General features: G+C 60.9%; 15 protein-coding genes and 2 pseudogenes. 9 read left to right on the top strand and 8 right to left on the bottom strand.

The annotated features are described in order from the left end of the window. Positions 1-416: 416 nt before the first annotated feature. Together QFZ40_RS11200 and dmpG are read left to right on the top strand one after the other, a co-directional pair. Entirely contained in the window at positions 417-830 is a 414-nt protein-coding gene (locus QFZ40_RS11200; protein ID WP_306904441.1) for a hypothetical protein, read from the top strand. A 2-nt stretch (positions 831-832) separates the two neighbouring features. Next, positions 833-1906 (top strand): 4-hydroxy-2-oxovalerate aldolase, encoded by a 1074-nt coding sequence (gene dmpG, locus QFZ40_RS11195; protein ID WP_306904440.1) that lies wholly within the window; start codon positions 833-835, stop codon positions 1904-1906. A gap of 480 nt (positions 1907-2386) precedes the next feature. Here the strand turns inward: dmpG and QFZ40_RS11190 are convergent, their stop codons facing one another. From QFZ40_RS11190 to QFZ40_RS11170, 7 genes and pseudogenes are all read right to left on the bottom strand, one after another. After that, positions 2387-3580 (bottom strand): NAD(P)/FAD-dependent oxidoreductase, encoded by a 1194-nt coding sequence (locus QFZ40_RS11190; protein ID WP_306904438.1) that lies wholly within the window; start codon positions 3578-3580, stop codon positions 2387-2389. After that, positions 3577-3774 carry a ferredoxin gene (locus QFZ40_RS21695; protein ID WP_373427472.1) on the bottom strand — a complete coding sequence of 66 codons (198 nt, stop codon included), beginning with the start codon at positions 3772-3774 and terminating at the stop codon, positions 3577-3579. Before QFZ40_RS21695 ends, QFZ40_RS11190 begins: the two co-directional genes overlap by 4 nt. 8 nt (positions 3775-3782) lie before the next feature. After that, a complete protein-coding gene (locus QFZ40_RS11185; protein WP_306904437.1) occupies positions 3783-5027 on the bottom strand; it encodes a cytochrome P450 in 1245 nt (414 codons plus the stop codon). 253 nt (positions 5028-5280) lie between these two features. Next, a pseudogene (locus QFZ40_RS21690) lies at positions 5281-5505 on the bottom strand (integrase core domain-containing protein); the annotation flags it as partial. 35 nt (positions 5506-5540) lie between these two features. Then, entirely contained in the window at positions 5541-5825 is a 285-nt protein-coding gene (locus QFZ40_RS11180) for a DDE-type integrase/transposase/recombinase (RefSeq protein WP_306904436.1), read from the bottom strand. Between the two features lie 267 nt (positions 5826-6092). After that, positions 6093-6920, bottom strand: coding sequence for an NAD(P)-dependent oxidoreductase (locus tag QFZ40_RS11175; RefSeq protein ID WP_306904435.1), 828 nt, complete (start codon positions 6918-6920; stop codon positions 6093-6095). Further along, positions 6920-7342 (bottom strand): aldolase/citrate lyase family protein, encoded by a 423-nt coding sequence (locus QFZ40_RS11170; RefSeq protein WP_306904434.1) that lies wholly within the window; start codon positions 7340-7342, stop codon positions 6920-6922. The genes QFZ40_RS11175 and QFZ40_RS11170 overlap by 1 nt, the downstream gene beginning before the upstream one ends. A 656-nt stretch (positions 7343-7998) precedes the next feature. On the opposite strand from QFZ40_RS11170, the gene QFZ40_RS11165 reads away from it, so the two are divergent. The 6 genes from QFZ40_RS11165 to QFZ40_RS11145 all read left to right on the top strand — a co-directional run bounded on the left by QFZ40_RS11165 (position 7999) and on the right by QFZ40_RS11145 (position 12708). Continuing rightward, the gene (locus QFZ40_RS11165; RefSeq protein WP_306904432.1) at positions 7999-8538 is read left to right on the top strand and encodes an NADPH-dependent FMN reductase; all 540 of its coding nucleotides are present in this window, start codon (positions 7999-8001) and stop codon (positions 8536-8538) included. A gap of 33 nt (positions 8539-8571) precedes the next feature. Beyond that, positions 8572-9105, top strand: coding sequence for a flavin reductase family protein (locus QFZ40_RS11160; protein ID WP_306904431.1), 534 nt, complete (start codon positions 8572-8574; stop codon positions 9103-9105). A 106-nt stretch (positions 9106-9211) separates the two neighbouring features. Continuing rightward, positions 9212-10381 carry an LLM class flavin-dependent oxidoreductase gene (locus QFZ40_RS11155; RefSeq protein ID WP_306904430.1) on the top strand — a complete coding sequence of 390 codons (1170 nt, stop codon included), beginning with the start codon at positions 9212-9214 and terminating at the stop codon, positions 10379-10381. Between the two features lie 43 nt (positions 10382-10424). Next, positions 10425-10850 carry a hypothetical protein gene (locus tag QFZ40_RS11150; RefSeq protein ID WP_306904429.1) on the top strand — a complete coding sequence of 142 codons (426 nt, stop codon included), beginning with the start codon at positions 10425-10427 and terminating at the stop codon, positions 10848-10850. 128 nt (positions 10851-10978) lie between these two features. Further along, complete coding sequence (locus QFZ40_RS21685; RefSeq protein WP_373427424.1) at positions 10979-11278, top strand: helix-turn-helix transcriptional regulator; 300 nt, start codon at positions 10979-10981, stop codon at positions 11276-11278. Next, the gene (locus tag QFZ40_RS11145) at positions 11275-12708 is read left to right on the top strand and encodes an amidohydrolase family protein (RefSeq protein ID WP_306904428.1); all 1434 of its coding nucleotides are present in this window, start codon (positions 11275-11277) and stop codon (positions 12706-12708) included. Before QFZ40_RS21685 ends, QFZ40_RS11145 begins: the two co-directional genes overlap by 4 nt. On the opposite strand, the gene QFZ40_RS11140 is transcribed toward QFZ40_RS11145, so the two are convergent. Continuing rightward, positions 12705-13109: an integrase core domain-containing protein gene (locus QFZ40_RS11140; RefSeq protein WP_306904427.1), complete on the bottom strand. Its 405-nt coding sequence runs from the start codon at positions 13107-13109 to the stop codon at positions 12705-12707. The two genes, QFZ40_RS11145 and QFZ40_RS11140, sit on opposite strands and share 4 nt — an antisense overlap. Before the next feature lie 69 nt (positions 13110-13178). On the opposite strand from QFZ40_RS11140, the pseudogene QFZ40_RS11135 reads away from it, so the two are divergent. Next, positions 13179-14171, top strand: a pseudogene (locus QFZ40_RS11135) (MFS transporter); the annotation flags it as partial. Positions 14172-14377: the final 206 nt, after the last annotated feature.

Here is a 14377-nt window from a genome sequence, read left to right as displayed (position 1 = left end):
CCCTGTGACGGGCGGCAAGCGATAGCGGCCGCGCGCTCACCTTCCACACTCGAGACATTGCTTGCGCGAGTTGGCGCCGTAACGCGGTCCAGGTCCGTCTCCGAGCTAATGCGTAATGGCGGTCTACGGCAGGCGGCGTAGTCTTTGGACTGTCGCAGAGGGTGATTCCTGATATTTTTCGGTGTAGTAGGCGGCAAATCTGCCAAGGTGTGAGAACCTGGCGGCCCCCGCAACGGTAATTCCCATTGAAATCCTGACGCCAAACTCTCAGCGTCGGCGGCAACTTGCACGTCCACGATTACTCTTTTTGTGTTGGACCCAGATACAGATCAGATGTCGCCGGTCGAGGCGACACGAGCGACTGTGTCGCAGCAGCCAGCCCTTGGGAGAACTCGAGAACGGAGAGTCCAGAGGGCGTGGACTGGCTCCTGGCCCAGGACGAACTTCCCGACATCGTCTTCGAATGCACCTCCGCCAAGGCCCACGAAGCCAACGCCCCGAAGTACAAAGCCACCGGGATCCACGCAATCTACCTGACCCCGGCCGCCGTCGGTCCGTACCTGTGCCCGGTGGTGAACCTGGACGCCCTCGAAGACGTCCTGAACGTCAACATGATCACCTGCGCCGGCCAGGCCCAGTTCGACGCCGCCCGCGAAGACTGGAACGGCAACGGCCGGGTTGGCGTCTGGGTACAGGTCAAGGGTGCAGCAGACTACCTGCCCGAATACGTGGGCAACCTTGACGTCATCACCGCGGCGGCCACCCGGACAGCTGACCTGCTGGCCGAACGCATGGACGCCGCCATCTCTTCAACGCCCGTAGGAGCATAACCATGACCCTGACACAGAACCTGAGCGTCCGGCTGACTGACACCACCCTGCGCGACGGCTCCCATGCCATGAGCCACAAATTCACCGAAGCCCACGTCCGCTCCGTGGTCCGTGCCCTCGACGACTCGAACGTTGAAGTCATCGAGGTCACCCACGGCGACGGACTAGGCGGCTCCTCCTTCAACTACGGGTTCTCCCTCACCCCTGAGTTGGATCTGGTCCGCGCGGCCGTTGACGAAGCGAAAAACGCCAAGATTGCGGTGCTCCTGCTCCCGGGGCTGGGAACAATCCACGACCTGAACGCCGCCCACGAGGCAGGCGCATCGGTGGCACGGATTGCAACCCACTGCACTGAGGCGGACGTCTCCATTCAGCACTTCCAGCACGCCCGCAAACTCGGCATGGAAACTGTCGGCTTCCTCATGCTCTCCCACCGCGCCACGCCGGAAAAGCTCGCCGAACAGGCACGGATCATGGCCGATGCAGGGTGCCAGTGCGTGTACGTTGTGGACTCCGCCGGGGCACTGATCCTCGAGGACGTCTCGGACCGTGTCGGCGCCCTGGTGACCGAACTCGGCACCGACGCCCAGGTAGGCTTCCACGGCCACCAGAACCTCAGCTTCGGCGTCGCGAATTCCGTCTACGCCGCCCGGGCGGGCGCCAAGCAGATCGACGGGACCCTCCTGGCCCTGGGCACCGGGGCGGGCAACTCACCCACCGAGGTCCTCGCCGCAGCGTTCGAACGCCTGGGCATCAGCACCGGCGTCGACGTTCACGGCCTAATGGCGGCAGCAGAAGACGTGGTCAAGCCGATTATCACCCGCATGCCCATCATGGACCGGGCCTACATCATGCAGGGCTACGCCGGCGTCTATTCTTCCTTCCTCATCCATGCCGAACGCGCCGCGGAACGCTACAGCGTCCCCGCCTGGCAGATCCTGGAAGAAATCGGCAAAGCCGGCTACGTCGGCGGACAGGAAGATATGATCATCGACGTTGCCGTCCAGCTCGCCTCCGGCGCACGCCGGCCGGCGTCGACAGAGGCCAGGGGAGTAGATCGGTCCAAGACAGAGTGATCCTTGAGGCCCCGTTCCATGCCACAGATCAGTGGCAATCCCTGCCAGGAACAGTGGTGGAAGTCAGACTGAGGAACCGGCTGTACCGGCGAGGATTCATAGATGCAGCAATGCCGGACGCCTCAGCGCTCTGGCTGGCCGCGTACGCTTCTTTTTCCCGCGATTCATCGATAAGGCAAGGGGCTACGTCGTTCACACAAATCTTTATCCACGGACGGATCACTAAATCCGGTCCAGAGCGTGTTCACGCAGTTCGACCCGGACCGGCAGGGATTTCGATGCACGCAGGACGCTTGCCTGCCGGTCGGCTGATTTCGATGGCGGCGATCCACTTGGCCAAGGCGTTTCGGATGGTCGCTGCCTCCCGGCGGGCGATATGTTGACCACAGGGCCTCGCAAAATGCTCACAACGGCGGGGCTGGCTTTGGACTGACCAGCTTGCAACGCTGAGATCACCCCGTCGGTGCCGGACAGGTCCCCTTAGCTCCCTACGAGCGACAACGCGTGTTCCCAGCTATCTGGCTGTGCTATCAGGCGACGGAGCGGGAGTAGGCTCCGTGGATCATCGACGCCCAAGGCCGCCATTAAGCGACTTCCGCTGCCGTAGAGAACGATGCGCGGGACGCTTGGGTTAGCGGATGGGACCCTGTGGATAAGATCGGCGTCGGTCGTCTTGCCATATACCTGTATGCGGTACCCAAACTGGTCGGTCCAGACATAGGGCACATTTTCGAAGGGTCCGCCGACACCCAGATAGTGCCGGGCAGCTGCGGTTCCCTGCTCATGGGCGTTGGTCCAGTGCTCGACCCGAAGCAGCTGGCCGAACTTGGGATGGGGCCATTTCGCGACGTCTCCGATGGCGTAGATGCCAGGTGCCGCCATCAAGTTCTCGTCGCAGACCACACCATCGGTAAGCGTGAGTCCGCTGCCGTGAAGCCAGTCCGTGACGGGGCGAGCCCCGATGCCCAGCACAACAACGTCGGCATCAATGCTGGTTCCGTCGCTCAGGACAACTGCCGACACACGGTCGAATTCCGCACTGAGCGAGGCAACGTACTCCCCGCACCGCACGTCGATCCCATGTTCGCGATGCACCCCCGCCCACTCCTCCCCGAACTCCCGCCCCAGGGCACGTTCTAGGGGAACAGTTCCCGCCACGATCATCGTCACGTCGACATCCGCAGACTTAATACCCGCCGCGACCTCCGCGCCGATGAAGCCGCCGCCGACCACCACAACCCGTTTCGCGTCGGAAAGATCAGCGCATAGAGCCATGCTGTCGTCGGCTGTGCGCAAGGTATGAACGCCTTGAAGGTGCGGAATGGATGCCGGCCACACCGCGGCCGAGCCCGTCGCGATAAAAAGCACTTCGAATCCCAGCGCTGTGCCGTCGTCTAGCGTCACACGACGTCGCTCGACGTCAAGCGAGACGGCTGTATGTCCCAAGATCAGATCTAGATCATCAAGTTCACCGGGAAAAGCGAGGCCTATTTCGTCGATCGTGTCTGACCCCGACATCAAACCTTTGGAAACCGCAGTCCGGTCATAGGGCAAATTTCGCTCGGCCCCCACCACCCGAATCCTGCCGTCAAAGCCGCCCTTTCGGAGGGCGCGCGCAGCAGATAGCCCCGCTCTCGAAGCCCCTACGATCAGCGCACCTGACCTCGCACTCACTCTTCTACCAAATGGATAACGTTAGTCGGACAGTCGTCTACCGCGCGTTCCACGTTTGGCCTTAGATCCTCGCTGGGGTGGATCTGCAATAGGACGACCTTTGCATCTCGGTCATCTAGGTCGAACACCTCCGGCACGGAGAGGACGCAGTCGCTGCAACTTGTGCAGCGGTCGCGTTCGATGACTACCTTCATCACCATGCTCAGCTCTCCTCCCACTCAACGAGAAGTTTTTCCGGGCCTCTGAAGGATATGTTCGCAGAGAAGGTGAGGTGCTGGTCCTCGACCAGCCTCATATTCGGGAATCGTTGGGTGAGCATGCCGATCACGATACGCGCCTCGACCCGTGCAAGATGTTGACCCAGACAGAAGTGGGTGCCCTTGCCGAAGGAGAGTTGCAGCCGAGCGTTGTCGCGACGGATGTCGAACCTTTCCGGTTCAGGAAACATGGAAGGGTCGTGATTGGCCGCTCCGAAGGCAAGCATCAGTTTAGATCCGGCCGGCACCGCGACACCGTCGATCGCCACGTCTCGCGTGGTGAGCCGCCGCCAGGCGATGACGGACGAGTCAAATCGCAGGGTCTCTTCCACAGCCCCGGGGATGAGCCTTGGCTCCTCGCATAGTTCTTTCCACAGCTCGGGCCGAGAGAGGAGCTGCCTCAGGGCGTTACCCATCAGGTTGGTGGTTGTCTCATGCCCTGCAAAGCTGAGCGCGAAGATCACGCTGGCGATCTCTTGATCGTCGAGTGCCTCGGAATCGTTTTCGCGCTGGCGTAGCAGGTCACTTGTGAGGTCGTCGCTGAGATTGTTTTTGCGGAGGGCCACGAAGCGTTCGCAATAGTCCCAAAACTTACTCATGTTGGTTGCAGCGCGCCGCTGGTATTGTGCGTCCGGTCGGCCCCAGTTGACCTCGAGCTTGTCGTTGCACCACGACTTGAGTTCTTCCGAGTCCTCATCTGGGAAACCGAGGAGCCTGAACATCGTCAATGCGGGGAGTGGGAAGGTCAGTTCAGTGATGAGGTCGGCGCGTCCGCGGCTAGCAAATTGCTCCACCAGTTCTGAGGCGAGAGCCTCGATGCGGTCGGACATCGCTTGCACCCGACGCGGCGTGAACATCGTTGCGAGGTGGAGCCTCACCCTGGTGTGATGAGGAGGGTCCAGATTCGATAAGACTGGGGTGTTGCGCACGCCCGACGTTAGTATTTCCTTCACTTCTTCCGTGAGAGGCACAAGCGGGGCTTGGGCGATCGTCGCCGAAAACGTTTCAGGATCCGCCAAAATCTTGGCGATGTCCGCGTAGCGAGTGACGACCCAGTAGTCGATGGAGGGGGCATAGTGGACGGGCCCGTCCACGCGAAGGTCGTTGAGCTGCGCATAGGGCTCTGCGAGATAGTCCTCCCCCAGTGGATCGAATCCGTGGGCTATAGGGCACATGGTGGTCTGTGTCATGGGCTTCCTCTCTTTTGCGACGGGCTCGCTGACGGTTCATTCCAGTTCGGGAATAACCACGGAGCTCGTGCTGATCTCGCCAGCGTAAACTTCTCTCCTCCTGTCGCGCCAATGCTTGTTTAGTGGAAGTCCATGCCCCGGCGGGCATACCTTGACGTGTCGGGAACTTACCTCGCGGGCCGCTTATCCTGCGACAACAACTTCTTTGAGCTACCCGTGGGGTTACCCGCAAATCGTGGACAGGGACAGTTGGTCAGGCGGCTTGTGCCGGATGAGGCTTATCCGTGGTGAGGAGTCGTTCGTGTTCCACGGGTGTGGTGTTGCCGAGGGCTGAGTGGAGCCGGGCCCGGTTGTAGAGCTCCTCGATCCCGCGGCCCGTTGTCCGGATCGCGGCGTGCGTGGTGGTCCAGCGGCGTCGGTCGTAGAACTCGGTCTTCAGGGTGGGCCAGAAGGATTCCTGCAGCGCATTATCGGCTAATGGCCCGGGATGCCGTGGATTGTCCGGTTAAGGATTTAGCTTTTGCAGAAATCGTTGAGCCGGGCAGAGGTGTACTGGGTGCCGCGGTCGGCGTGGAACACGACGCCGGCCGGGCCCCTGCCGCTCAGGATGTAAGCCATGCGCAGTGCCCGTTCGACCAGGGCGCTGGTCTGGACCGAGTCCGTCGCACACCCAATGACCCGCAGTGAGCAGGCGTCCCGGACAGCACATAAATATACCCAGCCTTCATGTGTGCGCAGGTAGGTGACGTCCGAGATCCATACCGCGTCGAGGGCCCCGGTATCCCATTTCCTGGCCACAGATCCGGGATGGAATGGACCCGTGCCTCACTGATCGGTGTTACGGGCCGGAAACGCCGGTGAGAGATGCCTTCCAGGCCGTGCCGTCGCATCGAGGAGGCTACAGTCTTCCGGTCAACGGCGGTCCCGTTCCGGGCCAGCGCGGCCTGGACCCGTAGATCCCGTACGAATCCGCATGAGTCCGCATGACCTTCGCATCCAGTTGCGTTCGGGCAGCAGCACGCCCTGACGCCTCGGAATTTCGTCGGCGCCAGGCGTAGAACGGCTTTAGGTAACCAGCGCTCGGTTCGCAAACGACCGGCCTGCGTGCAATAACCGGCATATCGTAAAAGTAAAGTGATCCGCTTCACGGCCATGATCAATATCGGGTCTTGCACCGGCTTTCATACCTGAGAAATGCTCTTCCTCTCTCTTTTCCGTGCCCGAAAACATACCGATGCTGACGATGTTGCGAGTGCTGTCGAGCAGCGGCACGTGGAGAGAGAGGATGTCCGAAGTGGTCATTAGCTCGTCGAAGCTCACCAAAGTCACTCCGAGAGCGCTTGCGTCAGCCCAGGAGACCGCCGGATCGAAGGCCTGAACGCGGTATCCAATCGCCGCGGCCATGGCTGCCACGCGCCGCCCGATCCTGCCCATTCCGAGCAGGCCGAACGTCTGGTCGTCTGGCCGCCGAGTTCCTGCGGCAAGCGCGAGCGAAGCGGCTCCGTTCTGGTGCATGGCGTGGTTCAGTCTCGGAATGCGCCGTGAAACGGACAGTGCGAGGGTAATGGCGTGCACAGCGACCTCGCGGTAATTGGAGTCAGGCACGTTCGTGACCCAGATGCCGTGCTCCGTGGCTGCAGCGATATCGACGCCGTCGAGTCCGATGCCGAATCTCGTGATCGATCGGCAGAGGGGGAGCCCCTCGACAACGCGCCGACTCAGCGGCTCTGCGAGGGCGATGACGGCGTCAGCGTCGCCGGCCAAGCGCAGCAGCTCATCTTCGCTCGAGGCGTCCACCGTCACGAAGTCGACATCGAGTCCGGCAAAGACCTGTGCTGCTTCCACGTGCAGTGGCACCGCGCTGTTGGTCAGGACGACCTTCAGGCGCGGCATCAGTGGGTGCCCAGGGGCTCGGCGGCCGGGCGAAGGGCTAGGATGCTGTGCCATTCAGCCATCGCCCCGCCCATGGTCCAGTTCAGGTCTCCTCCGGCAAGGATCAGCCTCGCGCCGGCAGTGAGATAGCGCTCGACGTCCGGCAGCGTGAAACAGAACGCTCCCGTGCTCACACCGTGCGCAGCCGCGCTCGTCAGCACGCGGTCAACCGCGGTCCAATGCTCCTCCGAGCCCATTGGTACGCCGAGCGAGAGAGCGAGGTCGCCGGGACCGATGATTACGGTGTCGAGGCCCGGAGTGGCAAGGATCTCGTCGGCCGCTTCGACGCCGGCTCGTCTAATTCCCAGCCCGATATTTCTTGACGGACGTCGAAAACAAGCAACGTTGGGAAACATGCCCATTGCCGGTGTCATACCCGTCATCTAATGGCGCTGGAGCGCCACGCCGATAACGAAGATTCCCGTCAAGTCGATGTTGATTCGGATGCCTGAGCATCGACGGCAAGCGGGTTGGTTATCGATGAGGCCGGGCAGGACGCCTTCGTGGCCGCAGGCGCAGATTCCCCGGGTGCGTTTGGCTTGCTGGTAGCAATAGCCGCAGACTCCGCCGACGGGCCATCGTGCGACGGTTTGGTGGTCTGACCGCAGCGGTTGCAGGGGACCGGCCAGCGTTGGAGCATCCAACTGGGGCTTGCCGATTGCACCCGAGAGGTTTGAGTGGCGACATTCCGCGAGGTCGCGGCCCCGTGCCCGGAATTGGGATTCAGCTCCCCTCGTATATGCAACGTAAGGGCGGTAATAGCGCCCCATTGACCATCGGCAGGAATGTGCTATATTTTTTGCAGGCATCGTGACCTGGAACACGAAGTGTTCTCCGGACATCTGATACCTCCGGGTCCTCCCGACGAGTGATGCCTATGTATGAACGCAGCGTAAGCCGTTGCGGGCCCACCGGGCCAAAAAATCTCGGTGGTGTGTGAGACATGTTGGTGCACACGCGTATGCCTGTCAACTCGCTCTTGGCTCCGCTGTTCCTCCGACGTATCTCATTTTCCTGACAACACAGTTAGTGAGAAATGATGACGCTCAAGGTTTCGATTATTGTCGGCAATCCCAAGCCGCAGTCCCGCACGTTGAAGGTGGCGCAGACTCTTGTTGAGAAGCTGCTGGAGGCCGGCTCTTACGAGGTGGAAGTTGTTGACCTTGCGGAGCACGTCGAGGAAATTTTTGCATGGCCCAGCGAAGGGATGGCGGCTCTGAATGCCAGTGTCGCTTCAAGTGATCTGGCAGTGTTCGCCTCCCCGACCTACAAGGCGACATATACCGGGCTCTTGAAGGCTTTCCTGGACCGCTACCCAGCAAGTGGACTGGCAGGGGTCACGGCAATCCCTGTGATGACCGGAGCAGACCAAACCCATTCCATGGGTCCTACGGTGAATCTGGCGCCTTTGCTCGTTGAGCTTGGAGCAACGGTTCCCGGGCGTGGCTTCTACTTCATCACCGGGCAGATGGATCACCTCGACGAGATTGTTCAGGCCGCGGCCGATACTTACGCCACGAACCTGAACCGCCTGGCGAAGGTGAGCAACTCCCTGCGCGTCGTCGCTTCCCTTACTTAACGTGTTGATCCTTCAGAACTAGGAGACACACCAATGCAAACAGTTCAAATCCCCTTGGACAGGGCCAGCGGCGTTGCAATCGAGCCCCGCTCATTCCGCAACACCCTCGGGCACTTCGCTTCGGGCATCACGATCATTGCGGGAGCTTCTGACGGTGAACCCATCGGATTCACCTGCCAGTCGTTCTACAGCGTTTCGACTGAACCGCCGCTGATTTCCTTCAGCGTCATGCTGAACTCCACCACCTATCCGAAGATCCGCGCAACAGGCAGGTTTTCCGTCAATGTTCTCTCCCACTCACAGCACGAGATTTCCAACCAGTTCGCCCGTAAAGGGACCGACAAGTGGGCAGGTATTGACTGGAAACCTACAGCAAAACGCAACCCTGTCATAGCGGGAACACTCATGTGGCTCGACTGTGAAATAACGGCGGAGTACGTCGCGGGGGACCACTACGTCGTCATCGGGCGCGTCCACGAAATGAGCACCCCCGAGTGGCACGCCGGCCAACCACTGCTCTACTTCAAAGGCCAATACCGCCACCTCCTCCAACTCGAAGCAGGATAGGGCCTCATCGGTCGCCCTTTTGCCTACGCAGCGCCCCTTGTCACAGGTTTGTGAAAGCACAGGCGGGGGGGCGCTGCGTAGGCTCTCAATATTCCAACCGGAGCCGATGAATCGGCCCGCGCTCACCAGGAGAACCATGACGTACACCTCAACCGCTTCCTCATCCGTTCCGACCGTCCAGCCCACAGAAAACCGGCTCAAACTCGGAGTTTTTGCCATAAACGGGGGTGCGGCCTTTACAAATCACCCGGACAGGTTCGTGCCTACTTGGGAGAATAACCTGAGAATCGCCCAGCAAGCGGACCGTCTCGGCATCGAGAAACTCGTCTCAGCGTCCAGGTGGAAACCCTTCCACAAAGACGGACACTACTCAGGAGATCTTTTCGAGACCTTTACCTGGGCGGCGGCAGTTGCCGCCGTAACGGAGCATATCGAAGTGGTCAGCACGGTACATCTGGCAACGGTCCACCCGATCATCGCGGCAAAGTCTGCTGCAACGGTGGATCTGATCTCGGGCGGCCGCTTCGGCATGAATCTGGTCTGCGGCTGGTACCGGGCCGAAATGGAAATGTTCGGCACCGCCATGCCGGGCCACGATGACCGCTATTCCCTCGCCGATGAATGGGTCGAAATCTTCAACCGCTTGTGGTCTGATCCGCGCAGCTTCGATTATGATGGCACGTTTTATCAGCTCAAAGGAGCCATCGCCCAGCCCCACGCACCTTTCCCCAGGCCGACTCTGTTGAATGCAGGGGGGTCTGAACGGGGTCGTGCCTTCGCGGCGAAAAATTGTGACATCGCGTTTGTCGTCCCGCAGGACCCCCGGCCGGAAGCCATTAGGCGCCAGGTGGAGGAATACCGCCGGCAGGCGCGGGACATCCATGGAAAGGAGATCGAAGTCTGGATGTCATGCTACGTGGTGCAGCGTGACACCCGTGAGCAGGCCGATGCCTATGTCCAGGATTACGTGGTGAATCAGGGCGACGCCGAAGGAGTGGATTCGTTCATGGCAAACAACGTCGGCAACGCCGAGACCTGGCCGCCAGAAGTAGTGCAGCATGTGCGTTTCGCTGTGGCTGCCGGCTACGGCGGCTATCCTCTCGTGGGTTCAGCTGAGGACATTGCTGAAAAGCTCTCTGCTCTTTCGGATGCAGGCGTAGACGGGTTCCTCATGTCCTGGCTGGACTACGAGGGCGGTCTGACTGCCTTCAGCCAGTCGGTGTTACCGCAATTGGAACAGGCAGGGCTCCGGGCTCCCGGCCGCCAGCAGTTTTGAACCCCAGTCCTGTTGCCGGGCACGTAGAATTGCGCGTCCGCCGTTGAACATCGACGCTTTCGCCGAGTGGGCCCCCGAATCAGGAGCGCGTCGGGGGGTGCCGCCACTTGCGGCGGCACCCTGGCAGGCTGTACATGACTCGGGGTACGTCCTGTATTACCCCCAAGGTTTCTCGAGGGCTGAAGTTACCCTGCATCACCACCTGATCGGCATAGAATTCCTGCCCAATCTCGTCACACTGGACTTGGGTGGACATATGATCAACACAGTTGTCCCGGCTGATTCGTTTTACTTCGTTCCTGCAGGCGCCGCAGTCAGCATTGAGAAGGCGTATGCGTGCGAGTACCTGTTGCTGACAATAGACCCTGCCATGGTGGGCGGGTTTGAGGACGTCATGCGGGAGCGCTTGACCAAGCTTTTGCCACTGCCGCCCAGGGAATCCGCCGTAATCTGCTCCAGGGCACGGTGACAGAGGACGAAGTCAGTGGGCTCATTACCACGGCCCTTAGGGCCTTGCACCACGCACCCGCGCCGCCGCCAAAGACGCATCCAGATGCACGGCTGGGGCAGTCCCTGCGGCTCGTTGGCGAACGCTTCATGGAGAAGCTTTCAGTCGAAGAACTAGCCCGCGCAGCAGGAAACCTTAGTCCGGTGCACTTCGCTCACCTCTTCTCCGCAGCCTTCGGGATCTCCGCTCACCAGTACCTCATGCAATACCGCGTCCATCAGGCGCGCCGCCTGCTTGGCGAAACCGGCAGTAGGATCGCGGATATTGCCTATGAAGCAGGTTTCTGCAGTCAGGCACACATGACCGAGGTATTCCGACGCCGCCTCGGAGTGTCACCCGCGCTCATTCGGCAGACTCCTGTCTGCACCCAAAAAACGTCCCTTTGGTGAACCACACAATTGAACGGAGTGACATGACATCGGACATGCGACAAAAGGTCGACCTGCTGATCACGGCCGGCTGCATAGTAACGGTCGATGCCGAACGAAGGATCCTCTTCGACGGCGCCATTGCAGTCGAGGGAAGCAATATAGTCGCAGTAGGACCGCGTGCTGAGCTCGTGGACATCTTCGCGCCGGTACGGCACATCGACGAACCCGAAGGGCTTGTTGTGCCGGGATTCATCGATGCTCATACGCATCCCATAGACTCCCTGATCCCTGGAATGTGCGACGACACCCCCCAGTTTGTGCGGCTCAGTCAACGGGTCATTCCCTACGAGGACCAACTCGACGACGAAGACGCCTTCCTGGCCGCCAAAGCCTCTTTCATCGAGATGATCCGCCACGGAACAACAACATTCGTCGACGGCGCAGGACCGCAACCCGACGCGATAGCACGTGCAGCCATTGACACAGGTATACGAGGAGTCATCACCCGCAAGCTGACAGACGTCGCCGGCCCGTTCGGGGGACGCGTAGAGGCGCTCGAAGACGCCATCGCAGGCGCAGAGGAGACCGTGGCGAAATATCGCGGCGGCCCTGACTCTCTGATCCGGGCTGCATACAACATCGACATGCCCATAGTTGCGAGTGATGCCCTGCTCAGTCGGGTTGCCGAGGCCTCCGCAGCCCGCGGTGTCGGTGTTGTCTCCCACCTCATAGGCCGCCAGTCACTAGAAACGACCAACAACCGGAATTCTGACATCCACCGCTTGCAAAAGGCAAACCTGCTCGGACCCGACCTCCTGTTGGCACACATCGGCTGGATACCCAACGGGGACATCGAACTGCTGGCCGCCACAGACACCCAGGTTGCCCACTGTCCAGGATCGAGCTTCGTAGGCGGAAACGGTTGGGTCTCCCATGGCGTCATACCCGACTTGGTTGCCGCCGGAGCCAACGTGGCTCTCGGAACAGACGCATCAATCATCAGCCGTTCCCTGGACATGGTCAGGACAATGTACTTGGCGGCGTGCGCCCATAAGGACGCCCGCCAAGACCCGCTGATCATGAACCCGTTTCACGTCTTCGAAATGGCCACCATAGGAGGTGCCCGCGCCGCCCGATGGAGTGACCGAATCGGCTCACTCGAGGTTGGGAAGGCCGCCGATCTTGCGATTTTCGACATGTCCGGTCCCGAATGGTGGCCTGACCCGCTCGGCAACGCGGTGCCTAACCTCGTTTACGGAGGGTCGGGACGGGACGCGCGCACAGTTGTCATCAACGGGATAGTAGCCATGGAAGACCGGCAATTTCCGCAGGAAGATCTGCAAACCCTCGCCAAAGCAGTGGACGACGCATCCCGCCGGGCACTTACCAGGCTCGGCGGACGTCGAGTCACGTGGCCCCCGTCGCCAGCCCCACAGCCAGAACGCTAGGTGTATTGACCTGAGAGGTTAGTGACGCGGCTGGCCGGTGGCTGACCTTTGAGTGAGGTGTGGCCTCGGTGATGATTGTAGTGATGGAGCCAGTCGGTGAAAGCGGCAACACGCTCGCTTTCTGATGCGTAGGGTTTGGCGTAGGCCCATTCATCGAGCATGGTGCAGCTGTAGCGCTCGACTTTGCCGTTGGTCTGGGGCCTGTACGGGCGGGTTCGCTTGTGCTTGATGTCCGGGCCTTCCCAGGCCTCGGGCACGAACAAGCGCCAGTTCACCGGGGCCGAGGCCTGGTCGCTGACCATGTGCACGGTCGCGGGCCGCTGGTTCGAAAAAGACCCTTGTTCAGATCCTTTCCTTCGTGCTACCTTGAGCACATGTGACGGTCGTAAAAAAGTCTCCATATCTGACTGAAGGGAACTGGACGGATGAAACTGGCCGCCTTGCGAACCGGCGAGGACACCACGATGGCGGTCCCGGTGGCGGCTGCGCTGACCATCGAATACTCGGCCCCCAAGAAGCGCTCCTTTAACTATGGAGTGATGTACTCGGGATACTTGCTGGGCATCGTCGCTGCGGCGCTGGTGGCGCTCTTCGTGCTTCCTACCGCTGGATGGCGTTGGGTGATCGGCTTCGGCGCGCTGCCGGTTGTCCTGGTGCCCCTCATCTGGAAGCTGCTCCCCGAATCCCTGGAGTACCTCGAATCCAAGGGACGCGGGAAGGATGCCCTCACTCCCGCAGCGAAGCTGAACATCCCCGACTACGTACCCGTGGGAGCGCCGGCAGCCCCGAACGGCGAGTCTGCGCCTTTGTGGAAGACCATCACCGTCATGTTCTCGCCAAAGTACCTGCGGTCCACGGTGTTTTTCTGGATCGCGCTCTTCTGCGGAATGGTCCTGGTTTACGGCCTGAATACGTGGCTGCCGTCGATCATGAAGCAGGTCGGGTACGATCTTGGCTCGTCGCTGACATTCCTCCTAGTGTTCAGCCTCGCGTCCGCCGTCGGGGGCCTGGTTCTGGGCCGCGCCGCCGACAAGTACGGCCAGAAGCTGATTTTGTTGGTGTTCTATGTGCTGGGCGGTTTGGGCATCATGTTGCTGATGTTCCCCAACAACATGGTGGTGAACCTGGTATTCGTCGCGTTCGCCGGCATCGGGTCCATTTCAACCTCGCTGGTCCTGACTGGCTACATCGCCGACTACTATCCGGCCGCGATCCGCGGCACGGCAACGGGCTGGGCGCTGAGTTTCGCCCGTATCGGTGCGATCTCCGGACCGCTGATCGGTGGCTGGATCGGCAACGCGAAACTGCCGTTCGAGTACAACTTCGCAATCTTCGCCGGAACCGCCGTTGTGGCGGCCGGCGCCGTGGCCACGATTCCGAAGCGCCGTGTCGATGACCCGGTTTCCGTACCGCAGCTCGACGGCGACACGAAAGACGAGAGCGCCAAGGTCGGCGCTCGGTAGCAGCAGCACTGCAAGCAGCTGAGGAGGGCCCTCCCGCGATCCGGCGGGGCCCTCCTCAGCTGGAACAGCGAAACCATCCGGACCAGGCGAGTCACCGCTTCAGCTCGGGGCCGATTGCACGACGAAACCCAACAATTCATGCCAGTGGATTCAAGAACGCTGGCAACCATGGTTCTCGTGGACGGAAGCCGGTGTACCGGCGAGCC

Origin of the sequence: Arthrobacter pascens (assembly GCF_030816475.1) — a bacterium.
Taxonomy (GTDB): Bacteria; Actinomycetota; Actinomycetes; order Actinomycetales; family Micrococcaceae; genus Arthrobacter; species Arthrobacter pascens_B.
This window is presented reverse-complemented; position numbering and strand designations above follow the sequence as displayed.